The sequence below is a fragment of the Sabulicella glaciei genome, from assembly GCF_026183895.1.
GTDB lineage: Bacteria > Pseudomonadota > Alphaproteobacteria > Acetobacterales > Acetobacteraceae > Roseococcus > Roseococcus glaciei.
In genome coordinates this window covers 845,307-868,469 of record NZ_JAPFQI010000001.1, presented here as the reverse complement: position 1 = coordinate 868,469, position 23,163 = coordinate 845,307, and the positions used below count along the sequence as shown (strand labels likewise).

Here is a 23,163-nt window from a genome sequence, read left to right as displayed (position 1 = left end):
ATGGCCTGGGGCGCCGGATTTCCAGGGGGCGCGTCAGCAGGCCGGCAGGACGAAGGCCGGGGCGGCCTGGAACAGGATGGTCAGGGCCGCGGCGCAGCAGGCGGCGAAGAGCAGCCAGAGGCGGAAGCGCGGTTCCTCCTCCCCGCCATCCACTTCGGGCAGGCCCATCCGGGCTAGGGGCGCCCAGGCCAGCAGGGCGAGGCCCAGCAGCGCCAGCACAGTCACCCCCGCCACCAGGGCCTGGACGAAGGGCATCCCGAGCATGCGGGCTTCGACGAAGCCTCGCTCGCAGGCAAAGGAGTGAATGGCGTAGATCAGGCCGAAATGCGCCCCCCACAGGAAAAGCGGGGCCGTGGGGCGCAGCGCCCGGGCGATGCCGCCGATCACAGCAGCCTCGGGAAGCCGTGCAGCAGCACGAGCCCCGCCGCCCCCTGGGCGCAGGTGTAGAGAAAGAACAGCCGCGAATTGTCGAAGACGAGGCGCCGCTCGCCATTCAGCATGCCCGCCCAGGCGCGTGCGACGGTGTAGCCCATCATCAGTGCGGAGACGGCGACATGCACACCCTGGAAGGCAACCAAGGCGAAGGACGAGGAGGAGTGGACGTGCTCGCGCGGCCGCAGCCCGGCTTCCCACAGGGCCAGCGCCTCGCCCGCTACGGCGGCGGCCAGCAGCGCAACGGCCACCAGCACGAACAGGGAAGGGAGGCGGCCGTGCTGCGAGAGGCCGCGCCCGGCCCAGATGACGGACCCGGCAGCCGCCACATAGGCCGCGAACGCGGCCAGTCCCCAGCCAAGTTCCGGGATCCGCGCGGCCCAGCGCGCATCGCCATTCACCAGCCAGAGGAACAGGTAGCTCCCTGCAAGGCAGGCCCATGCCGAGCCCGCGACGACCAGGAGGGTGGAGACAGCCCACCATGACACGCTGACGGGGCCTGTTGCGTAGGTCGGGATGACGATCCCCTCGCCAATATCCGCCTCGCGCGGCTCGAGCGGCCCGAGGTCCGTGCTGGTCCAGAGCCAGCGCAGGAAACCGGCGAGCCCGATGGCTGCGAACCCGGCCGCCGGCACCAGCGCCTCCAGCGCGAGGGAGAGGAACGTCCCCGCCGTGCCCACCGCCGCGACGATATGGGCATAGCCCGGCCCCGGGAGCACCGCGACATATTGCGGGACGGCGGCGGAGGCGGTGCCGACCAGTGTTTCACGCTGGCCCGTAAGGGTCATCGGCAGGTAATGCCCGCCGGCCTCGGCCTGTTCCTTCATCCCTGGCTGCTGCCAGAGCGGATAGCGCGAGGCGACGCGAGGAAGGCTCCGCGGGCCGTGATTTCCCGTGTCCATCCACTCGAGCGTCCCGGAATCCCAGGGGTTCTCGCTGCTTCCCTGGGAAAGCCGGAAGTTCCGGGCAATGTCGTAGAGCAGGACGATCCCCCCCGCCAGCACGGTGAGCGCACCAAGGGTGGAGAGCAGGTTCCAGATCTCCAGCCCAAGGCCTGCCGGGTAGGTGTAGATGCGCCGCGGCATCCCCATGAAGCCCGAGATGTGCATGGGGAAAAAGGTGAGATTGGTGCCGAGAAAGAGCAGCCAGAAGGCCCACTTGCCCAGGCGCTCCGAGAGGGCCGTCCCGATGGAGGGCGCCCAGTGGTAGAGCGCGGCGAGAAGCGGGAAGACCATGCCGCCGATCAGCACGTAATGCAGGTGCGCCACGATGAAGTAGGTGTCGTGCGCCTGCCAGTCGAAGGGCGTGACGGAGACCATCACGCCTGTCAGCCCGCCCAGCGTGAAGATGAACAGGAAGCCCAGCACGAACAGACCGGCTGCGTTCAGCCGCACCTTCTCGCCCGAAGCGAGGGTGCCGATCCAGGCGAAGACCTGGAGCCCCGAGGGGATGGAGACGGCGAAGCCGGCAGCCGCAAAGAAGGCGAGGCTCATCGCCGGGATGCCCACCGTGTACATGTGGTGGACCCAAAGGCCGAAGGACAGGAAGGCGGTCGCCACCAGCGCGAGCACGACGAGGGAATGGGCCAGAAGCGGCGTGCGCGCCATGGCCGGCACGATCATGGACACCATGCCCGCGGCGGGCAGGAAGATGACGTAGACTTCGGGATGGCCGAAGAACCAGAACAGGTGCTGCCACAGCAGCGGGTCACCGCCCCGCTCCGGCAGGAAGAAGGGCCAGTCGAAGGCGCGCTCCAGCTCCAGCAGGGTGGAGGCGATGATGACGGCCGGGAAGGCGATGATGACCATGCCGGCGAAGACCAGCATCGCCCAGGCGAAGACCGGCATCCGGCCCAGCGTCATGCCGGGCGCGCGGCAGCGCAGGATGCCGACGATCAGCTCGATCGCGCCCGCGATGGCGCTGATCTCGATGAAGCCGATCCCCAGCAGGTACATGTCGGTGTTGATGCCTGGCGAGTTCTCCTTGCTCGTCAGCGGTGGGTACATGAACCAGCCGCCGTCGGGCGCCACGCCGAAGAAGAGCGAGGAAAAGAAAGACAGCCCGCCGAGCAGGTAGATCCAATAGGCATAGGCGCCGAGGCGAGGTGTCGGCATCTCCCGCGAGCCGAGCATGGAGGGAAGCAGGGTGATGCCCACCGCTTCCACCGCCGGCACGGCGAAAAGGAACATCATCACCGTGCCGTGCATGGTGAAGATCTGGTTGTAGGCGGCGGCGCTGACGATCTCGAGGCCCGGCCAGGCCAGCTGCAGCCGGATGATGACGCCGAGCAGGCCGGCAAGGGTGAGGAAAAGCAGCGCCGTCGCCACGAAGAGCGGGCCGATGATGTTGTTGTTGATGTCGGTGAAAACGCGCCAGCCGCGTGGGCGCGTCCACGCCGCCTTGAGGCGCTCGAACTCCTCCGACGGCCGGGGCAGGGGGTTCGGAGTCGTCACCGCAGCGAGTCCAGCCAGGTGGAGAGGGCGAGGATCTCCTCGCCCGAGAGCGAGCGCGCGAAGGCGGGCATGTGGTTCCCCGGCTTGATGTCCTGCGGCGCGGCGATCCATCCCGCGAGGTTGCCGAGGTTGTTGGGCAGCGCCCCGGCGGCGAGGGTGAGGCGCGAGCCGACGCGCGAAAGGTCGGGGGCGATCCGCGCCTGCCATTCCGTGCCGCGCACCGCGTGGCAGGCGCCGCATCCGGCTGCGCCGAAGACGCGCATCCCCGCTTGCTGCTCCGGCGTCGTGGGGGCGGGGACGGGGGCCGCCTGCCGCGCGAGCCATTCCTCGAACTCCGACGGCTCGTGCACCACGACCGGGAAGGCCATCAGCGTGTGCTGCTCGCCGCAGAACTCGGTGCACTGACCGCGCAGCTCGCCGACGCGGTCCGCGCGCAGGCGCAGGACGTTGGCCTTGCCGGGGATCATGTCCAGCTTGCCGTGCAGGTTGGGAATCCAGACCGAATGGATGACGTCGGCCGAGGTCAGGGTCAGCTCGACCTCCCGGCCGCGTGGCAGGCGCAGCTCGTTGGCGGTGACGGCGCCGCTGTCGAGATAGCGCATCTCCCACCAGTATTGCCGGCCGACGATCTCGATCCGCATCGGTTCCTCGCCCCCGAAGGTGACGAGGGCGCGCGACACGCCGAGGGAGTGGGCGAGCAGGGCCGTGAGCGTCACCGCGGGAAAGACGATGCCCATGCCGATGACGAAGCGGATGTTGCCCATGCGCTTTCGCCACGAGGCAGGTGCCCAGAGGGCAAGAGTGATAGCCACGACGACGACCGTCAGGATCACCCCGCCGCCCGTGAAAAGCAGGGTGGACAGCCTGGCGATGCGGTCCGCCTGCGGCCCCCAGGCGTCGAGCGGGGTTTGCGGGCCCGAACAGCCGGCGAGCAGGAGAAGCGGCAGAAGGCGCTTCATCCGGCTGGCCGCGCCTCGCGCAGCGCCCGTGCCACGGCGGCGAGCGCGAGCCCGGCGAAGAGCACGCCGCCCGGCACCCACATCAGCAGCCCGCCCAATTGCTGGTCCTCCAGCGCGGAGAGCCCCCAGGGCCAAGTCGTGAAAGCGTGCGGCAAATAGAGCGGACGCGGCGCAAAGGTCAGGAAGGCGCCCAGCACGCCCATCTGCGCGGCGGTGACGATGCCGGCAGCAAGGGCCGACTCGGGCCGTGCGTGCAGCAGCGCCTGCCAGAGCCACACCGCCGCCACCAGCAGCGACAAATGTGAGGCCCACCACGCGAGGTCGGAGGTGAAGGTCCAGCCATAGGGCGCGGGCAGGTGCCACAGCCACAGCATCGCCGCGAAGACGGAGGCCGAGACCGGAGCGGATGGCGCGCGGGCTCGCAGCCCGACCGCCAGCAGAGGCGCCGCGATCAGCACCAGCGCCATGTGTTGCGCCACCCGCGCCGAGAACAGGGCGACGGCAAGGGAACAGAGCGGCGACAGCAGCGCAAGTGCGACGAGCCCCGAGCCTGCCAAGAGCGCCACGCGGTTCGGCGAGCGGCGCCACCCCAACGCAAGGAGAGCAAGGACCGCCATAGCGACGGGCGCATCGGCGTTCCAAGGCACAGCACCCGGAACGGGCGGTTCGCCGCAATACGGGATCGGAAGAGAGGGCACGCTTCGGCCTTTCGCTGCACCTTGGCGTTGTGGCAACGCGGGAGCCGCGGGAGGGCTGCGCAGAACCATGATCCGATACGATGTCGTTTTGGTGGGTGCTGGCGCGGCGCATCTTGTGGCGCTGCGGCGCTTCGCCATGCGGCCGTTGCCCTCCTTCGCCCGCCTTTCCCTGATCGTGCCGGAAGCGGAGCAACCCTACTCGGGCGCGGTGCCTGCCGTGATGGCCGGGCGCTGGCGGCGCGACGAGGCGATGCTGGACCTCGCGCGGCTCGCACGTAGCGCCGGTGCGCGGTTAATCCTCGCGGAGGCGACTGGGCTGGATCGGGTGGCGCGCGAGGTGGCTCTGTGTGGGCGTCCGCCCCTGCGGTGGGATGTGCTGTCGCTGTGCCCCGGCGCCCCGCCGGCAACCGTGCCGGGCGCGGAGGAGAATGCGCTTCCGCTGAAGCCGCTCGGGCGGTTGCTGGAGGGGTGGGAAGCCGCGCTGCGTCCAGGTCTCGAAGTCGTCGTGGCAGGTGGCGGCGCGGCTGGGGTGGAGGCCGCAATGGCGGCAAGGGCGCGGCTGGGCGAGGGCGCTTCCGTTACCCTGGTCTCGCCGGGCCGGCCGCTGGGGACGCGCCTCATCGAGGCGACGCTGCGCCGCGCGGGCATTCGCCACCTGGACGGGAGGGCCTCGCGCGTCGAGCCCGGGCGGCTGATGCTGGAGGACGGCGCATCGCTGGCCTTCGGCCTGTGCCTTTGGGCCGCGGGCGCCGCGCCGCCCGAATGGCTCGCTTCCTCCGGCCTGCAACGGGACGCAAAGGGCTGGTTCCGGGCGGCACCCGACCTGCGCGCGCTTGGGGAGGCACGGATCTTCCTCGCAGGGGATGTCGCATCGGTCGAAGGAGCGAAACGACCGCGCAACGGCGTCTTCTCCGTCCGGCAAGGAGTCCCGCTCGCCGAGAATATCCGTGCGGTGGTGGAGAACCGTCCGACGAAGCCGTTCCGGCCGCAGCGCCGCAGCCTTGCGTTGCTGCAGGCGGGAGACGAGGCAATCGCGACCTGGGGCGGCTTCGCAGTGCGCGGGCAGTGGGCGCTGCGCTGGAAGGACCGCATCGATCGCGCCTGGATCGACTCGTTTCGCCGCTTGCCGCCCGCGCCGATGCCTCCCACCGCCGCGCCGATTGCGATGCGTTGCGAGGGGTGCGGTGCCAAGCTGGCGCCAGCCGTTCTGCGCGGCGCGCTGTCGCGCCTGGGCGGTCTGCCAGCCGGCCCCGCCGAGGACGCAGCCACCCTGCCGCCCCTGCGCGGCGAGGCCGTGCAAAGCGTGGACCTGTTCCGCCCGCCCGTGGAGGACCCCTGGCTGGCCGGGCGCATCGCCGCTGCCCATGCGCTGGGGGATCTCGCCGCGATGGGGGCCGAACCCCGCGCGGCCCTGGCCTTGGTGGCGCTTCCCGATGCCGCCCCTGCGGTGCAGGAGGGCGATCTGTTCCAGTTGCTGCACGGCGCGCGATCGGTGCTCGGGCCGGCGGGCGCAGCGTTGCTCGGTGGCCATAGCGCCGAGGCAGCGCAGCCCATGATCGGCTTCAGCGTGACGGGTGACGCGCCGGAAGGCGCGACCCTGCGGCGAGGCGCATTGCGGCCGGGTGACGCGCTCCTGCTGACGCGACGCCTCGGCACGGGTGCGGTGATGGCTGCCGCGATGGTGGGGCAGGCGCGTGGCGCCGACCTCGCCGCGTGCTGGACACAGATGGGATCCGACCCGATGCCGGCTGCCCGTATCTTGCGTAACCACGGCGCTACGGCGGCGGCCGACGTCACCGGTTTCGGCCTGCTGGGCCACCTGGGGGAGATGCTCGCGGCCTCCGGCTGCGGGGCTGTGGTCGATCCCTCGGCGCCGCTCGCCCTGCCCGGGGCGCTCGAGGCGTTGCGCGACAGCATCCGCAGCACGTTGCACGGGGCGAACGAAGCCGCCCTCGCGCAGGTGGATGGCGAGGCGGCGCCGGAGCACTTGGCGCTGATGCTGGACCCACAAACCTCAGGCGGCCTCCTGGCCGGACTTCCGGCTGAACGAGCGAAGCGCTGCGTGGACGCGCTGCGCGTTGCGGGCGTCGATGCTTGCATCATCGGCCATGCCGTGGCGAGCGTTCCTCGCATCCGGCTGCAACCGGGCGCCGCTTCTGCCCGTTGCCGGCGGGATGAACTATTCGACAGGAACCGTGCTGCTGATCCAGGAGGGCCGCTTCCGGCTTCTGCGCGATGACGGGCGCGGCCTGACGCTCGCCCTTTCCCCTTCCGCGAAGATCGAGCCGCAGGATCTTCCGCCGCTGCTGCATCGTCGCGTTTCCGTGGAGTGGGAGCCGGTGCCGAGCCTCGTGGCCGGCAAGGTCCACCGCGTCGAGCCCTTGTGAGGAGCCACGCCATGCCCCGCCGCACCATTCCCGACCGTGCCGTCGAGTTCCTGCGTGAGTGGTCCGTGCCCCGGCAGATGGCCGGCCAGGATCACCGGCGCGAGGCGGCGGAGTCGGCCATGGCGCGCCACGGTCGCCCGCGCACGGAGAAGGCGGACTCCGTCGGCACCTCCATCTGCCCCTACTGCGCCGTGGGCTGCGCCCAGCTGATCTATGCCAAGGACCGCCAGCCCATCGCGGTGGAAGGCGATCCGTCCAGCCCGATCAACCAAGGCACGCTCTGCCCCAAGGGCGCCGCGACGATGGGGCTGATGACCAGCCCGATGCGCCTCGACCGCGTCCTGCATCGCGCGCCCCACGCGACGGAATGGCGAGAGGTGTCGCTCGATTGGGCGATGGACCGCATCGCGCACCTCACCAAGCAGACCCGTGACGAAAGCTTCGTCGGCGACGCACCGGACGGGACGCGGCTGAACCACACAATGGCGATCGGCTCGCTGGGCGGGGCGACCCTCGACAATGAAGAGAACTACCTGATCAAGAAGCTCTTCACGGCCGGCCTCGGCATGGTGTTCGTCGAAAACCAGGCCAGAGTCTGACACAACAATTCGGTGCCCAGTCTGGGCACCACCTTCGGCCGGGGCGCGGCGACGATGCCCCAGTGGGACCTCGCGCGCTCCGACGTGGTGCTCGTGATGGGCTCCAACATGGCCGAGAACCACCCGATCGCCTTCCGCTTCGCCATGCAGGCCAAGCTGCGCGGCGCGACGCTGATCCACGTGGACCCGCGCTTCACCCGCACTTCGGCCATGTGCGACATCTACGCGCCGATCCGCGCGGGGACGGACATCGCCTTCCTGGGCGGCATCATCCATTACCTGCTCGAGAACGACCTCTGGTTCCGCGAATGGGCGGTGCCCTACACCAACATCGCCACCATCATCGAGGACGGGTTCGCCGGTCCCGAGGGCGACGGCACCTTCTCCGGCTGGAAGGAGGAGGAGACGCGCTATGGCACGGAGACGTGGCAGTACAAGGGCCTGACCGTGCCTTCGCCCTTGGCCGAGGCGTGGATGGAAACGGGCGGCGACTTCGCCGAGCGCGTGTCGCATCTGCGTGACGGCCCGCCGCCGCGCGACGAGACGCTGCAGCACCCGAACTGCGTCTACCAGATCATGCGCCGGCATTTCGCCCGCTACACGCCCGAGATGGTCGAGCGCATCACCGGTTGTCCGCGCGACCTGTTCCTCCGGATCTGCGAGGCAATGGCGCGGAACTCGGGGCGCGAACGCACAGGTGCGATCTGCTACGCGGTCGGCTGGAACCACCATTCGACCGGCGCGCAGATCATCCGCGCCGGCGCGATCCTGATGGGGCTGCTGGGCAATGTGGGCCGGCCGGGCGCGGGAATGCTGGCGCTGCGCGGCCACACTTCCATCCAGGGCTCCACCGACATCGCGACGCTCTACGACCTCATGCCGGGCTACCTGCCGCAGCCGCACGCGCTACGCCCGCACGGCACGCTAGAGGAATACTTGAAGGTCGAGACGGCGCCGACCGGGTGGTGGAGCGAGTTCCCGAAATACGCAGTCTCCCTGCTGCGCGCCTTCTATGGCGGCGAGGCCTCTGCGGCGAATGGCTGGGGCTATGACTGGATGCCGCGCATCGTCGGCGATCACAGCATGCTGCCCATGACGCTCGCCATGGACAATGGCGTGATGAGCGGCCTGTTCGTGATGGGGCAGAACCCGGCGGTGGGCGGTTCCAACTCCAAGCTCGTGCAGCGTGGCCTCGCCAAGCTGGAATGGATGGTGGTGCGCGACATCGCCGAAACGGACACCGCCACCTTCTGGCGCGACGGCCACCTCATCCGCGACGGGGAGATGCGGCCGGAGGAGATCGGCACCGAGGTCTTCCTGATGCCCGGCTCCCTGTCTGGCGAGAAGGCGGGAAGCTTCACCAACACGCACCGCCTCGTGCAGTGGCATGACAAGGTGGTGGACGCGCCAGGCGATTCGACTTCCGAACTCTGGTTCGTGGATGAGTTGGGCCGTCGCCTGCGCAAGCTCTACGCGGGCAGCACGCGGCCAGAGGACCAGCCCATCATCAATTTGCGCTGGGACTACCCGCGCGACGAGGAGGACGAGCCGGATGCCGAGGCGGTGCTGCGCGAAATCAACGGACATCGCTGTGCCGACGGGCAGCTCCTCTCGACCTTCCAGGACCTGAAGGAGGACGGCTCCACCGCCTGCGGCACCTGGATCTATACCGGCGTGTTCCCGGAGGCGGGCAAGAACCTCGCCCGCGCGCGGAAGGCGGATGGGCCGGAGGGTCCGGGCACGCATCTCGGCTGGGGCTTTGCCTGGCCTGCCAATCGCCGAACCCTGAACAACCGCGCCAGCGCCGACCCCGACGGGCGTCCCTGGTCGGAGCGCAAGAAGCTGATCCAGTGGAGCGAGGAGAAGGGCGAATGGAGCGGGCCGGACGTGCCCGACTTCCCGAAGGACAAGCGGCCTGACTACCAGCCCAATTGGGAGGAACGGCCGAAGGGCGTCGCGGCCCATTCGGGTTCCGAGCCCTTCATCATGCTCGCCGATGGGCGGGCCGGGCTTTTCGCGCCGTCCGGCCTGAAGGACGGCCCGTTGCCGGAGCATTACGAATCCGTCGAAACGCCGGCGACCAATCCACTGCACCCGAGCATGTCCTCCAGCCCCGCGGCGAAGCGCTGGGACCAGCAGGATAATCGCCTCGCCCCGCCGGGCGACCCGCGCTATCCGCACATGCTAACCACCTTCCGCCTCACCGAGCACCATTCGGGCGGCACGCCGACGCGCATCGTCACCACCACCGCCGAACTCCAGCCCGAGATGTTCTGCGAGATCCCGGTGGAACTGGCCGGCACCCTCGGCATACGGATGGGCGACTGGGTCGTTCTCGCGACGGAGCGCGGCGAGATCGAGACCAAGGCTATGGTGACGTCCCGCCTGCGCCCCTTCCGCCTGCCTGACGGAAGCGAGTGTCATCAGCTTGCGCTGCCCTGGCACTTTGGCTGGGCCGGCTTCGCCACCGGCGACGTGGCGAATGTGCTCACCTCCGTGGTCGGCGATGCGAATACGGGGATGCACGAGAACAAGTCGCTCGCCTGCGCGTTGCGGCCGGGACGGCTGAATCGCGTGCAAAGGCCGCGCAGGGAGGCGAGGTGAGATGGATGGCGGCCTGATCAACCCTGGACGGCAGGAGGCGGAACGCACCGCCGGCGCGCGGATCGAACCTGGCCGTTCCTACGGCTTCTTCACTGACACCACGCTCTGCATCGGCTGCAAGGCCTGCGAGGTCGCCTGCAAGGAATGGAACGGCCTGCCCGCCGATGGCGACATGCGCCTGTCCGGCCATTCCTACGACAACACGGGCGCGCTGGGCGCCGAGACCTGGCGTCATGTCGGTTTCGTGGAGCGGCTGGACGACCGGCCGGGCGAGATGAAGCCTTTCCAGTCCAACTGGATCATGTTCAGCGACGTGTGCAAGCATTGCGACCCGGCGCCCTGCCTGGAAGCGTGCCCGACCGGCGCATTGTTCCGCACCGAGTTCGACACGGTCGTGGTCCAGCAGGACATCTGCAATGGCTGCGCCTATTGCGTCCCTGCCTGTCCCTTCGGCGTGGTGGAGATCTCCAAGGCGGACGGCAAGGCGCATAAGTGCACGCTCTGCCATGATCGCATGAAAGGCGGAATGGAACCGGCATGCGCGAAGGCCTGCCCGACCGACTCCATCCAGTTCGGCGCGCTGGAGGACCTCATTCCCCGCGCCCATGAACGGGTCGAGCAACTGCAGGAGATGGGCCAGGACCGCGCCTATCTCTACGGCGCCCCCGGCACGCCCGGCGCGACGCACGGCATAGAGAAGCTCAACGCTTTTTTCCTGCTGACCGAGCGGCCAGAGGTGCACGGCCTTCCCTCGGAGCCTGTACGCCCGGCGCCACGCGCACAGCCATCCCTGATCGCGGGGCTGGGCACGCTGGCGGGGCTGGCTGCGGCCGCGCTGGTCTTCGGCCTCGGGGGGCGGCGATGAACAAGATGGCACCTGTCCCACTGCCCGAGCCCTGGCAGGGCGAGACCTACCACGGGCGCCCGACGCTCAAGCCTGCCGAGTTTGACTGGAAGGTTGCCGCCTACATCGCGGTCCAGGGCGCGGCTGGCGCGGCGCAGGTGCTTGCTGGCGTTTCGCGCATCGAGGACCCCGGGGACCGGAACGGGCTCGCCTCGCGCGCGCGCGCCTTCGCCTTGGCCGGGTCCGTCATTGCGCCGGCCATCCTGATCGGGCACCTGAAGACGCCGAAGCGCTGGTACAACATGCTGCGCATCGTGCGCCCGCAATCGCCAATGTCCTGGGGTTCCTGGGTGATCACGGCCTTCGGCGCCGCTAGCTTTGCCGCCTGGGGCGCGGAGCGCATGGGCTGGGGGCGCATCGCCGATTTCGCGCAGATCCCGGCGAGCCTCGCGGGGGCAGGCGCCGCGACCTACACGGCGACGCTGCTTTCCACGACATCTAATCCGCTGTGGGCCGCTGCACCCGGGCCGCTGGCCGCGCAATTCGCTGCGTCTTCGATGGCGGGCGGCGCGGCGGCGGTGGCTCTGCTGCAGCGCAAGGCCGGCAAGATCGAGAGTGCGCAACGTCTGGAACGCCTATCGGCCGCCGCGCTGGGGGCGGAGGCCGCAGCGTCCATGATGCTTTCCGAAGCGCAGCGTCGCGCCGGCGTTTCGGCCCCGCTGAAGAAGGGGCCGCCTGCGGTGCTGCACAAGGCAGGCGCGCAAGCGCTGGGCATCGCCGCGCCGCTGCTGTTCCGCGCGCTCGGACGCCCGGCCCTGGCTTCCGCCGCCATCCTGCTCGGCGGCGCGCTGCTGCGACAGGCGGTCCTGCGCGCGGGCGACGAAAGCGCGAAGCGCCCCCTCGACTCCCTCGGCTTCGCAAGGGAGGTCCGGCGATGAGCGAAGGCCGGGCCCGTTCCGAACTGGAGCGCCTGGTGGCCGAGCCGCGCCCCTGCACCATGGACAAGGCGCGCGACGCCTTGCTCGCGCTCTCCGCCCTTCGCGACGAGCTGGCGCGCCGCCGCCGCGCAGGGGAGCCGGTGGAAGAGGATCTGCGCCGGGTGAACTCGGCGCTGGCCCTCACCTGGTCGGGGGCGCTGCCGGTGGCGGGGTTCCGCCCGGGGCGTCTGGAGAAGGCGCGCGCCATCCTGGAAGGGGGCTGAGTTGGCCGAATCCTCCGAGACCGAGGTCCGCCCTCCCGAGAAGATCGCCGAAACCGCCACCAAGAAGACGGCGAAGAAGGCGCATCTCGATTTCCAGGTGCTGACGACGCTCGGCATTCTTGCCGGGCTCTATATCGGCTTCGGCGGGCTACTCGCGACGGTGGCGCTTGCGGGCGCGGAGGAGGCGATGCCCTACGGCGCTTCGCGCCTCCTGGCCGGGCTGGCTTTCACCCTTGGCCTCATCCTGGTGGTCGTCAGCGGTGCCGAGCTTTTCACCGGCAACACGCTGCTGGTGCTGGCCTGGGCGGAGGACCGCGCGGGGCTGGGCGACGTGGCGCGCGCCTGGGCGCTGGCCTATGCGACGAACTTCATCGGGTCGCTTCTGGCCGTGGCCCTGGCGTTGGGCGCGGGTCTTGCCATGTCGGGGGACGGCGCCTTTGGTGCCGCCGCGCTCAAGACCGCGCAGGCGAAGGGCGAGATGTCGTTCGGCAAGGCCTTCGTCAGCGGCATCCTCGCCAACACGCTGGTCTGCCTCGGCGTGTGGATGGCCTGGGGCGCGCGCAGCGCGACGGACAAGATCCTCGTCATCATCCCGCCCATCGCCGCCTTTGTCGCGCTGAACACCGAGCATTCGGTGGCGAACATGTCGCTGATCCCCCTGGGCTGGGGCGTGCGCGACCTCGCAGGATCGGAGTTCTGGGAAGCGACGGGGCTCACCCCCGCGGAGTATCCCGATGCCAGCCTACGCGGCCTGGTCGGCAATCTCGTTCCCGTGACGCTCGGCAACATCGTTGGCGGCGTGCTGGTCGGCACGGCATACTGGTTCGCCTATCTGCGCCCCAAGAAAGAGAGAGGCGAAGAATGATGTGGCGGAAGCGGATGGGAATCGAACCCACCACCCGCCATCGGCGGGCCTGCGGTTTTGAAGACCGTGGGGGCCACCAGGCCCCAATCGCCTCCATCTTGGCAACGTCACTCCTTGCCGGGGGTTTCGGGGCGGCGCTGATGGCGATGCCCGTCCGGGCACAGCAACCGCCGGATCAGGCGAGCTTTGTCGGCCGTGATGCCTTTGCATCGGACGGCACGCGCATCGGTACGGTCCGGCGCATGGTGACGAACCGCGATGGGATGCCAATGGGCCTGCTGATCGAAGTCGAGGACGGGATCGTGCTGGTCCCCCTCCAGCAGGTGAGCAACCGCGCGGGTCGTGTCATCCTTCCGCTGACGCAAGGCGAGGCTGAGGCCCTGCCTCGCCTCCCGCCGCGGAACTGAGTCTCCGCCGATCCCCGTCACGCCGCGTGAACCCCTCGGCGTCCAGCCTTTCGAGCAGCGGCACGCCGTGACGCCGCGTGAGGCCGAGCAGCTTGTCGCATTCGGAGACGGTCAGCCCCTCCGCCGAGGCAGCCAGGGCAGGGGCGAGACGGCTCCGCGCCTCGGCCAGCGCATCGCGGTGGAAAATCCATTCGCGCTTCTGCACTGCATCGGGCGCGCGGAGGAGGATGCTCTTCGCCAGGAGGTGGCGCATTGCCGCCATCCGCATGCGGTCCCCTGCCGCCACGGAGGCCGGTTCGGGCGGCGACAGCGCCGCTTCGCGGAACGCCGCTTCCACCTCGCGCAGCAAGCGCTGCTCCGCCCCGCCCAGTGCGGGCCCGGTGGGGAGGGTGAAGCGTCCAGCGGCGAGGCGAAGCACGCCACGGGCGACGAGGCGCGCCGCCACCGCCTCGCCGGGCGCACCGGCAGGCAAGGCGGAGCGCAGCAGGGCGCGTGCCTCCGGCCCCGGCCCGAGTGCGTCGCGCGAGACCGCAGCCTGCACCGCCCCACGCAGCGCCGCCTCCAACTCGGCCAGCGCAGGTTCGGCCATGGACGTGCCTCCGGTGAGTGCCACCGCGCCCTCCGGCAGCCTGCCGCCGGCAAGGCGGCGCAACCGCTCCGTGGGCACTCCACGCGCGCCAACGGCCTCCAAAACCTTTTGCGCCGCCTGCTGCGTCGGAAGCGCCGCGAGGGAGTGCAGAAGTGCCGCGTCCCGGCCCCGGCGGCGTGGCGCTTCCGCGTCAAGCACCACTCCGCCCGCCAGGGTCCCGAGCGGCAGCGGCAAGCGGAGGAGGAAGCGCGCCCGTACGGGAAGGGCGAGGGGTCCGTCGGGTTGAAGCTGCGCCGCGCCACTCTCGCCCGGGGCCAGTTCCGCGCGGTCCAGCAGGCGGAGCCGCACGTCGCATTCTGAAGTGCCGCAGAGCAGGCGGAAGGCCTCTCGCCGCAGGGCGCGCGGGGCGTCGGGCAGCACGGTTACCCAGGCATCCAGCAACGGCGACGCGGCCAGGAGCCCCGGCGAGGCGAGTGCGTCTCCCGGTCCTGCGGCATCGCCCTTCAGCGCCACGGCGAGGCGCCGGCCCGGCCCCGCTTCGTCCAGCGCGCGTCCGTGGCTTTGCAGCGCGCGGATGGTGGCCTGCCGCGGCCCGGGCCAGATCTCCACCACCTCGCCAGGCACGAGGCGGCCTGATCGCAGCGCGCCGGTGACGACGAGCCCTGTGCCAGGACGATGGAAGGCGCGATCCAGCGGCATCCAGGCCTGCCCTGCCTCGCCCATCGCGGCCGGCTCCGCCAGGTCAAGCAGAGCCGCGCGCAGCGCTGCCAAGCCCCCGCCCGAGAGGGCGGAGCATGGCAGACATGGCCAGGGTCCGAGGCCGAACCGTGCCAGCATGTCCCGCGTCGTCTCCACGGCCGATGCGACATCATGGGTGCCTGCAAGGTCGGTGCGCGTGATGGCGACCAGGCCGCGGCGCACGCCAAACAGTGCGGCGATGCCCGCATGCTCGCGCGTCTGTGCGCGCGGGCCTTCGCGCGCGTCCACCACCAGCAGCGCCGCGCGCATGGCGGAGGCGCCTGCGGCCATGGCACGCACGAAGCGCTCATGCCCCGGCACGTCCACGAGGTCGAGTTCGCCCCCTTCGCCCTCCAGCCGCGCATAGCCGGGCAGAATGGAGATGCCGCGACGCTTCTCCTCCGGCAGGCGGTCGGTATCGGTGCCGGTCAGCGCCCGGACCAACGCCGTCTTGCCGTGGTCCACGTGTCCCAGCACGCCGACCAGGGCACGCCTCATGCCAGGGCCTCCGTCACCGCGCGCGCCGCTTCGGCGATCTCATCTTCCGCAAGGGTGCGCGGGTCGAGCAAGACGCGGCCGCGTTCCAGCCGCGCGATCAAGGGCGGGTGCGACCGCCGCAGCCTCGCGGCGAATTCCTCCGCTGTCAGGCCATCCGGGTGAAGCGCGACGAGGGTGGTCCGAAGCCGCGCCAGCGGAAGCGCGCCACCACCGACGAGGGAGTCGCCTTTCGCGACCTCGGCACGCGCAGTCTCCGGCAGCAGGGCCCGCAGGGACTGCGCCCGACGCGAAAGGGCTTCGGCGTCTTCGGCCATCATCCGCAGCGCCGGCACTTCGCGCAGGGCGAGTTCGGGGTCGCGGTGCAGGCGAAGCGTCGCTTCCAATGCGGCCAGCGTTGCCTTGTCCGGGCGCAAGGCGCGCATCAGGGGGTGCCGCGCGCAGCGCGCGATCGCGTCTTCCCGGCCCAGCAGCAGGCCGGCCTGCGGTCCGCCCAGCAGCTTGTCGCCACTGGCTGCGACGAGGTCGAACCCGTCTGCCACTGCCTCGCGCAGGCCACGCTCGCCCGGCAGGCCCAGGCGCGCGAGGTCGAGCAGCGCACCGCTGCCCAGATCCTCGACCGAAGCGAGGCCACGCTCACGCGCCAGCGTCGCAAGGCGCGCAGGGTCGGGCGCTTCGGTGAAGCCGAGAATGCGGTAGTTGGAAGGGTGAACTCGGAGGAGCACCCGCGACTCTGCTCCGATGGCCCTCTCGTAGTCGGACAAGCGGGTGCGGTTGGTGGTGCCGACTTCGACGAGGCGCGCCCCGCCCTGTGCCACCACCTCGGGGATGCGGAACCCGCCGCCGATCTCCACCAGCTCGCCGCGCGACACGATCGCCTCGCCCCCCGCCGCGACGGCGGAGAGCGCAAGGAGCACCGCAGCGGCGCCGTTGTTGACCACGAGCGCGGCCTCGCATCCGGTCAGTTCGCACAGCAGCGCTGCTGCTCCGCTGAAGCGGTCGCCGCGCCGGCCGGATTGCAGGTCCATCTCGAGCGCGCAATAGCCGCGCGCCACCTCCGCCATCGCCGCGATTGCAGCGGCCGCCAGCGGGGCGCGGCCGAGATTGGTGTGCAGCACCACCCCCGTCGCATTGAGGACGCGCCCAAGCCCGGCCCGTGTCCCGAGGCACTGCTCTACGGCAGCAAAGAATTCACCCGCGTCGAAGCCTTCGCTCCCCTCTCGCAGCGCCGCCAGTTGCTGCCGCATGGCGGCCGCGGCACGCTCGCGCCCATGCACGCGCACCAGCGCCCCGCACTCCGGCATGGCGAGCAGGCGGTGCAGCGCGGGAAGGGCGCGACGCGGATCAGGGACAAGGGCATCCATGGCGCCCGAACGGGGTGGCAAGGATTCCCGTTGCGTCAGGCGCGCCGCAGCATGAGGACGGACCCAGCCGCCAGGGCCGCGGCGACTGTCAGGTCCAACATCACGGAAGCAGCACCGGGCGGCGCTTCCGGCCGCACCACCCAGAACAGGTGGACGGGGTGCTGGAGCAGCAGCAGCCGAGCCACCGCCTTGAAGCGCCAGTCGCGCCACTGCGGAACGATCGCCAGCGCGATGGCGCAGAGCAGCGCGGGCATGAGCCATCCAAGCATCAGCCAGGCCCATGCGCCTTCGCTCCTGCGCAGGTACCAGGCGGATTCCGAGGGGATGTCGGCGTAGTAGACGACGACATACTGCGTGAACCACAGCCACAGCATGCCCATGGCGATGGTCAGCAGCGCACGTTCGAGCCCTGTCCTTGCCTCGGGCCCCAATGGCTCGCCCCGGCGCAGGGCGAGCAGCGTGGCGAACGCGAGCACGAAGGCGAGCTGCTCGGTCATGAGGGCGACGCCCTGCACGCTGCCTGTCCACGTCGCGTCTCGCGAAAGGGCCCATTCCTCCACGGCAAGCGCCCCAGTGAGAATCAGCGCAGCAAGTGCAGCGCCGGCGAGGCCGCGCCCGACCGAGGGACGCGCCAGCATCCAGCCCAGCGCGGTCCAGAGGCCCAGGATGGAGAGCGAGGTGGTCCAAACGAGGGTAGGATCTTCCGCCGCCTCGGTGGGCGCATCGCCCCATGGCCATAGGTAAGGCGCAAGGAATCGCATGGGCAGCGCCAGTGCGAACGCCACCAGCGGCGCCCAGCGCGACAGGGGGGCCAGGGCTGGGCGGAGCGGGTCGAGCCAGGATTCCGCCAGCAGCCGCCCCAGGGCCATGGCCAGGGTCGCTCCGAGGCCAACCCCTGCGGCGAGCAGGAAGACGAGCAGCCAAGTTTCGGCCAGGGCGCTCACGGCAAGCGCTCAACGAAGCGGGAAACGGCCCAACGCTGCCGCGGATCCAGCCGCCCTTCGACAGGATGCGCCCCGGCGAGGTTGGTCTGGAGTACGGTCATGCTGCGCACGGCATCGTGGGGCAAAGGCGGGATGGGCGGGTGGCCGTGGCGCGTTACAACCCCATCCCCCGCACCGGTCGGGCCATGGCAGGGGGTGCAGAAAATGCGGAACGCCTCGGCCCCTTCGCGCAGCAGCGCGTCGTCCACCGGGGGGCCGGGCGGGGCCAAGGCGGCGCGGCGCGCGGCGGTGCCCTGAGCAACGCTGCCCTCCGGCGCGGGAACGGGCGGCGGTGGCCGCGGGCTTTCCAGCCAGCCATCGCAGCCGGTGAGCAGCAGCAGCAAGGGAAGCACGGCCCGTCTCACGAGGGCGGCACCTCGCTGACGCGCAGCGACGCCTGGGCCCGGAGGAAGCGCTGCGCCCCTTCCGGCGTGTGCATAGGGTCGTCCGGGCTGATCCAGAGAAAGAAGCGGTCCTCGCTTGCCCTCAGGAAGCCCCGCGCGGCGAAAACCGGATGGTGCAGGCGCGGCAAGCCGTTCAGCCACAGCATGGCGAGCAGCGCAGCGAGCGCGGCGACCAGCACGCCCAGGATATATGCGGCGGGCAGGAAGACCGGCCAGGCGTGCGGCGGGCGCCCCCCCACATTCACCGGGTAGTCCACGACCGAGAGATACATGGTCAGGCCGTAGGCGCCGGCCATGGCGGCGGCGCCCGCCCCGGCCGCCAGCCAGCCGACCGGCGCGGCCCGGATGCCCATGGCCTCCGCCGCATCGGGCACCGGATGCGGGGCGTAGGCCTCGAAGAGCGTCCAGCCTTCCGCGCGGGCGGCGCGCACGGCCTCCGTCAGCGCATCGGCGTCCCGGAACTCGGCGATCGTACCGGCGCCGCGTGGCGGCAGGACCACCTCCGCCGAGGAAGGCGGGTGCCGGAACAGCCAGTAGAGCGCGGCGCCGAGGATGCGCTTCACCGCTCTTCCTCCTCCATCTCGTGCTCGCTCTCCTCGTGCCGCGTCTCGTACATGGAGACGATAGGGAGGAAGCGTCCGAAGCACAGCAGGGCGAGCGCGAAGAGCGACGCGCTGCCGAGCAGCAGCGCCCATTCATCGCCGCTTGGTGCGTAAGCCGGCACCGGGAAGGGAACGCGCGGCCGGGAGATCCCGTCCACCACCAGGGACCAGCGATCCAGCCACACCCCCGCCGCGGCGAGCAGCCCAACGGGCACGAAGACGAAGTCGCGGCGCAGCGGCCGCCACCACAGAAGCTGCGGCAGGAGACCGCCCATGACGACGGCGAGCCACCAGGCCGGCCCGCCCAGCCGGACCAGGAAGGCCGCCCGCGTCGCCCCGTCCTCCTGGAGGAGGGCAGCCCCCGCCTCGTGCAGCCAAGCGAGCAGCGCGGCGACCCCGGCGGCGGCCAGGAGGCGCGCCAGCAGGTCCATGTCGTCGCGATCCACGAACTCGCGCAGCGACAGCCCATGCCGCAATGCGACGGCGAGGGCGAGCACGATGCCGAGGCCCGATGGGAGACCGGTCGCGATGAAATGCAGGGGCAGCCGGGCCTGGTGCCAGTCGGCCACCACGGTGACGGCGAATTCCAGCGCCACCACGGTCTGCGCCGAGAGCAGCAACGGAAGCACCAGTGCGGCAACCATGCGGTAGGCGGCCTGGTGGCGATGCCAATGCGCCACGGAACCGCGCCAACCCAGCGCCCCCAGCCCATAGAAGCGGGCGAGGCCCACCCGCCCGTGCCGCGCCGCCCGGTCGCGCAGCGTCGCGAGATCCGGGATCAGCCCGACATACCAGAACAGCGACGTGACGAGCACATGCGCGCTGATGCCCCAGAAGTCCCAAACGAGGGTCGAGCCGAATTGCGGCCAGAGCCCCCAGGTGTTGGGGTAGGGCAGCGTCCAGTAGAACAGCCACGGCCGCCCGAGATGAAGGATGGGGTAAAGCGCCGCCGCCAGCACCGCGGCCAGCGCGGCGGCCTCGGCGAAGCGGTTCACCGCCGTCCGCAACCCGTGGCGCCGCAGCACCAGCACCGCCGCGAAGAGGCTCGCGGCGTTGGCGACGCCGATCCACCACGCATAGGCGATCAGGTCGAAGCCCCAGACATGCGGGATGTTGTTGCCCCAGACGCCGATGCCGACCCAGAGCAGACGCGCCACCGCGATGGCCAGCAGCACCACCCCGGCGCCGGCCAGCGCGAAGCCCAGCCAGCCGCCCCAGCCGAGCGGCCGCAGCGCCGCTTCGGCCACGCGGGCGGTGGAGGGGGGCGGGCTTTCCGTGCTCACGCGCCGCCCTCCTCGACGCGGGCGAGGTAGGAGGTGCGCGGACGCGTCCCAAGCTCCTCGAGCATCAGGTAGGAGCGCGGATCATGGCGGGCGCGCGCGACCGCGCTTTGCGGATCGTTCAGGTCGCCGAACAGGATCGCGCGCGTTGGGCAGGCGCGCGCGCAAGCCGTTTCCACCGTGTCCAGACGCCCCTCGGCGCGCGCCGCCTGGATGCGGTGCGTGCAGTAGGTGCATTTCTCCATCACCCCGCGCGGCCTAAGCGCCACGTCCGGATTGCGCGCCGGCGTGTCGACGCGGCGGCGGTGATCCTCGAAGTTGAAGCGGCGCACCTTGTAGGGGCAGTTGTTGGAGCAGGTCCGCGTGCCGATGCAGCGCGGATAGACCATGGCGTTCAGCCCCTCATGGTCATGCACCGTGGCGTTCACCGGGCAGACCGGCTCGCAGGGCGCCTTCTCGCAATGCATGCAGGGGACGGGCTGGAAGAGGGAGCGGTCCTCCGGCCGGTCGTGCCGCTCCACCCGCAGCCAGTGGAGGCCGCGGCCGCGCGCCATGTCCGCCGGCCCCACCACAGGGACGTTGTTCTCGGCCTGGCAGGCGATGGCGCAGGCATTGCAGCCGATGCAGGCGTCGAGGTCGATCGCCATGGCCCATGCCGCTCCGGGATAGGGCCATGGCTGGTGCAGCGAGGAGCCATAGGCGAAGGGCGGCAGCCGCTCCCCCGGCGCGACCACCTTCGCCGTGTCCGGTTCCAGCCCCGGCTGAGACTCCCGCGCGATCAGCGCGATGCGCTCCCCGGTCGCGCGGAGGGCGAGCCCCGGCACGACCCAGGCGCCATCCGCCGGGCGCAGCGCGGCGGCATGGAAGCCGCGCCCCTCGCCGACCGGCCCGCCCGCGCGCCGCCCGAAGCCAAGGGGCAGGGTCACGCAATCCACCGCCTGGCCCGCGAGCGGAAGCACAGGCGCCCGAAGGGTTTCGCCGCCCAGCGTCAACTCCACCTCGTCGCCGGCGGCGAGGCCGAGGCGCGCTGCGGTCTCAGGCGCGACAAGCGCGGCGTTGCCCCAGGACAGGCGGGTGAGGGGGCGCGGCAGCTCTTGCAACCACGCCTCATGCGCGAATGCGCCCGCGCGCAGATGCGGGTCGGGCGCGAAATGCGCGGCGAGGCCGGGCGGGAAGGGACTGCCCGGAAAATCCCAGTCGGGGCGCAGCGCGAGGGAAGCGGCTGGGGCGGGTTCGCCAGCCACGCCAGCTTCCAGCGCCTCCTCCCAGCGTGCCTCGAAATCCACCTCGCCCCAGACGGTGCGCCACGTGTCGCGCACCGCGTCGCGGCCGGTTCCCTCGCGGTCCAGCAGGGCAAGCAGCGTCTCGACCGTGCCTCTCACCTCCCCGCCCGGGTGGGGGGCGACGGGCTGGCGGATGCCGGGCGTGCCATCGAAGCTTCGCGAGTCGCCCCAGCTTTCCAGCGGGTGGGCGAGGGGGAGGTGCCAGGCCGCCGCGCGCCCCGTCTCGTCAACCCTTTCGCCGAGATGTGCCGAGTGCGCGACGCGTCCCATCGCGGCCGCGAAGCCCGCCCGGTCATGTGCGGGATTGACGTCAAGCAGGAGAAGGCGGCTCACCTCGCCCGCCCGCATCGCCTCCTCCAGCGGCGCCATCGCTTCGCCGCCGCCGGACGGCGGCGAAATGAGGCGCAGCGCGCTGCTCTCGAGATGCGCGTTGATCGCATGGGCGATGGCGTGGACGGCCGCGGGCTGGCCCCGCCCCGCCAGGACCAGGGCACCCGGCCCCGCTTCGCGCAGTGCGGTGGCCAGGGAAGCCGCAGCCAGATGCGTCGCGCCCGCCACCAGGCCGCCGACGCCAAGCTCCCCGGCGATGGCCCGTGCGAGCGGTTCGAACTCCGCCGGGTGCAGGGCGAGACGACGGTCCGCGCGGGCGCCGGTCAAGCTCGGGCTCGCTTCGGCGACCAGGAGGCGTGGCCGTCCCTCGCGCCAGGCCCGCGCCAGGGCGAGCTGGGCCGGGCCATGGCCAAGCGGGTCGGCGCCCAGGCACAGCACCGTCCGCGCCGCGCGCAGGTCGGGCAGCACTTCCATCGCCTCCCCGAAAGCGGCGAGGGCGGCGGCCTGGGAGGCCGGGTCGGCCATCGGGTCATGGACATGCCAGACGCTGCCGGGACTGGCCTCTAACGCCTCCGCGACCAACCGCCGCAGCGTGGGAGAGGAAAGGGGACCGGTGACGATGCGCAGCCCCTCGCCACGCAGCCCGGCGAAGGCATCCCGCACGGCGCCCGGCGCGGCGGGGCGACCGCGCTGCAGCGCGTGCCGCGACCGCTCCGGCGCGTGCAGCGACAGCGGCGCGGATTCGAGGAACACATCGCTCGCACCCAGGCTCCCGGGATGGCCCGGATTGCCCTCCACCTTGATCGGGTGTCCGCCGCGCGTCCGCACGAGCACGCCGCGTCCCAAGCCGTCCAACTCCAGCGTGGTGGGAAAGACGGCGTCCTCCGACGCCACGCCGCGCCCGCGGCCATGCAGCGGATGGCCGAACTCGTCCGGCTGGTCACATCCGGCAAGTGCGGAAAGCGCGATGGAGGCGCCCATCACCCGCAGCGCGTCGCGCCGTGTCGCGCCGCCGCTCACTTGTGGCAGACCGTGCAGCGGGTGAGGGGCGGCACCTCGATCCCGGCATGGACATAAGGCTGCGCGCCGAGGCCCACCGGCGTCAGCCCACGCGTTTGCGGGTCGCGATGGCAGTCGAGGCACCAGCCCATGGAGAGCGTCTCCGCGCGAACGGTCCGTGGCATCGTCTCCACCGCGCCATGACAGGTCGCACAGGTCACGCCGGCTGCGAGGTGCGCAGCGTGGTGGAAGCGCACATGGTCGGGCAGTCGGTGCACCGAGGCCCATTGCGTCGCCAGCCCCGCATCCACCGCCGCCTGGATCGGCGCGAATTGCGCGGTGACGTTCCAAACGCGCTGGTGGCAGCCCAGGCACAGCTCCCCGGCCGGCATGCCGGCGCCGGCGCCGCGCGCGGCATCGCTGTGGCAGAAGCCGCAGTCGAGACCAAGCTGCCCGGCATGAATGGCGTGGCTGAAGGGGATGGGTTGTTCCGCCGGCTTCCCCACCGCCCATGTCGAGCCCGAGCGCGCCCAGGCGTAGCCGAGCGCCAGGGCGAGGACGGCGAGAAGCGCCGCGACAACGAGCACCAGCCGAAGCCGTGCATCGGCGCGAGGTGTGAAGATTGGCGCCATGAATCCCAGCTTTCC

20 protein-coding genes and 1 tRNA gene are annotated in these 23,163 nt (G+C 71.1%); 8 read left to right on the top strand and 13 right to left on the bottom strand.

The annotated features are described in order from the left end of the window. Positions 1–33: 33 nt before the first annotated feature. From OF850_RS04045 to OF850_RS04030, 4 genes are read right to left on the bottom strand one after another with little or no spacing between them, the layout of a single operon-like run. Positions 34–387, bottom strand: coding sequence for a hypothetical protein (locus OF850_RS04045; RefSeq protein ID WP_301588515.1), 354 nt, complete (start codon positions 385–387; stop codon positions 34–36). Next, positions 384–2,885 carry a cbb3-type cytochrome c oxidase subunit I gene (locus tag OF850_RS04040; RefSeq protein ID WP_301588514.1) on the bottom strand — a complete coding sequence of 834 codons (2,502 nt, stop codon included), beginning with the start codon at positions 2,883–2,885 and terminating at the stop codon, positions 384–386. Before OF850_RS04040 ends, OF850_RS04045 begins: the two co-directional genes overlap by 4 nt. Beyond that, on the bottom strand, positions 2,882–3,844 hold the full coding sequence (locus OF850_RS04035; protein WP_301588513.1) for a cytochrome c oxidase subunit II: 963 nt from the start codon (positions 3,842–3,844) through the stop codon (positions 2,882–2,884). Before OF850_RS04035 ends, OF850_RS04040 begins: the two co-directional genes overlap by 4 nt. Beyond that, positions 3,841–4,461, bottom strand: a complete 621-nt coding sequence (locus tag OF850_RS04030; RefSeq protein WP_301588512.1) for a cytochrome c oxidase assembly protein — start codon at positions 4,459–4,461, stop codon at positions 3,841–3,843. The genes OF850_RS04035 and OF850_RS04030 overlap by 4 nt, the downstream gene beginning before the upstream one ends. 148 nt (positions 4,462–4,609) lie before the next feature. Between OF850_RS04030 and selD the strand changes: the two genes are divergently transcribed. The 7 genes from selD (at position 4,610) to OF850_RS03990 (ending at position 13,042) form a co-directional block, all read left to right on the top strand. Further along, positions 4,610–6,781: a selenide, water dikinase SelD gene (gene selD / locus OF850_RS04025; protein ID WP_301588511.1), complete on the top strand. Its 2,172-nt coding sequence runs from the start codon at positions 4,610–4,612 to the stop codon at positions 6,779–6,781. Continuing rightward, complete coding sequence (locus OF850_RS04020; protein WP_301588509.1) at positions 6,738–6,929, top strand: hypothetical protein; 192 nt, start codon at positions 6,738–6,740, stop codon at positions 6,927–6,929. Before selD ends, OF850_RS04020 begins: the two co-directional genes overlap by 44 nt. A 77-nt stretch (positions 6,930–7,006) precedes the next feature. Continuing rightward, positions 7,007–10,132, top strand: a complete 3,126-nt coding sequence (locus OF850_RS04010; RefSeq protein ID WP_408906458.1) for a molybdopterin-dependent oxidoreductase — start codon at positions 7,007–7,009, stop codon at positions 10,130–10,132. A gap of 1 nt (position 10,133) precedes the next feature. After that, positions 10,134–10,997, top strand: coding sequence for a 4Fe-4S dicluster domain-containing protein (locus tag OF850_RS04005; RefSeq protein ID WP_301588503.1), 864 nt, complete (start codon positions 10,134–10,136; stop codon positions 10,995–10,997). A 5-nt stretch (positions 10,998–11,002) separates the two neighbouring features. Further along, positions 11,003–11,914, top strand: coding sequence for an NrfD/PsrC family molybdoenzyme membrane anchor subunit (gene nrfD, locus OF850_RS04000; protein ID WP_301588502.1), 912 nt, complete (start codon positions 11,003–11,005; stop codon positions 11,912–11,914). After that, the gene (locus OF850_RS03995) at positions 11,911–12,177 is read left to right on the top strand and encodes a hypothetical protein (protein WP_301588501.1); all 267 of its coding nucleotides are present in this window, start codon (positions 11,911–11,913) and stop codon (positions 12,175–12,177) included. Before nrfD (OF850_RS04000) ends, OF850_RS03995 begins: the two co-directional genes overlap by 4 nt. A gap of 1 nt (position 12,178) precedes the next feature. After that, the gene (locus OF850_RS03990; protein ID WP_301588500.1) at positions 12,179–13,042 is read left to right on the top strand and encodes a formate/nitrite transporter family protein; all 864 of its coding nucleotides are present in this window, start codon (positions 12,179–12,181) and stop codon (positions 13,040–13,042) included. A 2-nt stretch (positions 13,043–13,044) separates the two neighbouring features. On the opposite strand, the gene OF850_RS03985 is transcribed toward OF850_RS03990, so the two are convergent. Continuing rightward, a tRNA-Sec gene (locus tag OF850_RS03985) sits at positions 13,045–13,137 on the bottom strand. 45 nt (positions 13,138–13,182) lie between these two features. Between OF850_RS03985 and OF850_RS03980 the strand changes: the two genes are divergently transcribed. Then, positions 13,183–13,449 carry a PRC-barrel domain-containing protein gene (locus tag OF850_RS03980; protein WP_301588498.1) on the top strand — a complete coding sequence of 89 codons (267 nt, stop codon included), beginning with the start codon at positions 13,183–13,185 and terminating at the stop codon, positions 13,447–13,449. Here the strand turns inward: OF850_RS03980 and OF850_RS03975 are convergent. The 8 genes from OF850_RS03975 to OF850_RS03940 are packed head-to-tail and all read right to left on the bottom strand — an operon-like array spanning position 13,388 to position 23,148. Further along, positions 13,388–15,274 (bottom strand): selenocysteine-specific translation elongation factor, encoded by a 1,887-nt coding sequence (locus OF850_RS03975; RefSeq protein WP_301588496.1) that lies wholly within the window; start codon positions 15,272–15,274, stop codon positions 13,388–13,390. The two genes, OF850_RS03980 and OF850_RS03975, sit on opposite strands and share 62 nt — an antisense overlap. Continuing rightward, positions 15,271–16,656: an L-seryl-tRNA(Sec) selenium transferase gene (gene selA, locus OF850_RS03970; protein WP_301588493.1), complete on the bottom strand. Its 1,386-nt coding sequence runs from the start codon at positions 16,654–16,656 to the stop codon at positions 15,271–15,273. Before selA ends, OF850_RS03975 begins: the two co-directional genes overlap by 4 nt. Positions 16,657–16,670: 14 nt before the next feature. Beyond that, positions 16,671–17,579 (bottom strand): hypothetical protein, encoded by a 909-nt coding sequence (locus OF850_RS03965; protein WP_301588491.1) that lies wholly within the window; start codon positions 17,577–17,579, stop codon positions 16,671–16,673. Continuing rightward, positions 17,576–17,971 (bottom strand): c-type cytochrome, encoded by a 396-nt coding sequence (locus tag OF850_RS03960; protein ID WP_301588487.1) that lies wholly within the window; start codon positions 17,969–17,971, stop codon positions 17,576–17,578. The genes OF850_RS03965 and OF850_RS03960 overlap by 4 nt, the downstream gene beginning before the upstream one ends. Before the next feature lie 8 nt (positions 17,972–17,979). Beyond that, positions 17,980–18,585, bottom strand: a complete 606-nt coding sequence (locus OF850_RS03955; RefSeq protein ID WP_301588485.1) for a DUF3341 domain-containing protein — start codon at positions 18,583–18,585, stop codon at positions 17,980–17,982. Then, positions 18,582–19,907 (bottom strand): NrfD/PsrC family molybdoenzyme membrane anchor subunit, encoded by a 1,326-nt coding sequence (gene nrfD / locus OF850_RS03950; RefSeq protein WP_301588484.1) that lies wholly within the window; start codon positions 19,905–19,907, stop codon positions 18,582–18,584. The genes OF850_RS03955 and nrfD (OF850_RS03950) overlap by 4 nt, the downstream gene beginning before the upstream one ends. Further along, positions 19,904–22,537, bottom strand: coding sequence for a 4Fe-4S dicluster domain-containing protein (locus OF850_RS23625; protein ID WP_301588482.1), 2,634 nt, complete (start codon positions 22,535–22,537; stop codon positions 19,904–19,906). Before OF850_RS23625 ends, nrfD (OF850_RS03950) begins: the two co-directional genes overlap by 4 nt. Then, positions 22,534–23,148: a cytochrome c3 family protein gene (locus tag OF850_RS03940; RefSeq protein WP_301588481.1), complete on the bottom strand. Its 615-nt coding sequence runs from the start codon at positions 23,146–23,148 to the stop codon at positions 22,534–22,536. The genes OF850_RS23625 and OF850_RS03940 overlap by 4 nt, the downstream gene beginning before the upstream one ends. Positions 23,149–23,163: the final 15 nt, after the last annotated feature.

What these genes read in the sequence shown, in the direction of transcription:
- OF850_RS04035 (WP_301588513.1), bottom strand. Translation starts at nt 3,844, where the DNA reads ATGAAGCGCCTTCTGCCGCTTCTCCTGCTCGCCGGCTGTTCGGGCCCG.
- OF850_RS04030 (WP_301588512.1), bottom strand. Translation starts at nt 4,461, where the DNA reads ATGGCGGTCCTTGCTCTCCTTGCGTTGGGGTGGCGCCGCTCGCCGAAC.
- selD (WP_301588511.1), top strand. Translation starts at nt 4,610, where the DNA reads ATGATCCGATACGATGTCGTTTTGGTGGGTGCTGGCGCGGCGCATCTT.
- OF850_RS04005 (WP_301588503.1), top strand. Translation starts at nt 10,134, where the DNA reads ATGGATGGCGGCCTGATCAACCCTGGACGGCAGGAGGCGGAACGCACC.
- nrfD (WP_301588502.1), top strand. Translation starts at nt 11,003, where the DNA reads ATGGCACCTGTCCCACTGCCCGAGCCCTGGCAGGGCGAGACCTACCAC.
- OF850_RS03995 (WP_301588501.1), top strand. Translation starts at nt 11,911, where the DNA reads ATGAGCGAAGGCCGGGCCCGTTCCGAACTGGAGCGCCTGGTGGCCGAG.
- OF850_RS03980 (WP_301588498.1), top strand. Translation starts at nt 13,183, where the DNA reads ATGGCGATGCCCGTCCGGGCACAGCAACCGCCGGATCAGGCGAGCTTT.
- OF850_RS03975 (WP_301588496.1), bottom strand. Translation starts at nt 15,274, where the DNA reads ATGAGGCGTGCCCTGGTCGGCGTGCTGGGACACGTGGACCACGGCAAG.
- OF850_RS03940 (WP_301588481.1), bottom strand. Translation starts at nt 23,148, where the DNA reads ATGGCGCCAATCTTCACACCTCGCGCCGATGCACGGCTTCGGCTGGTG.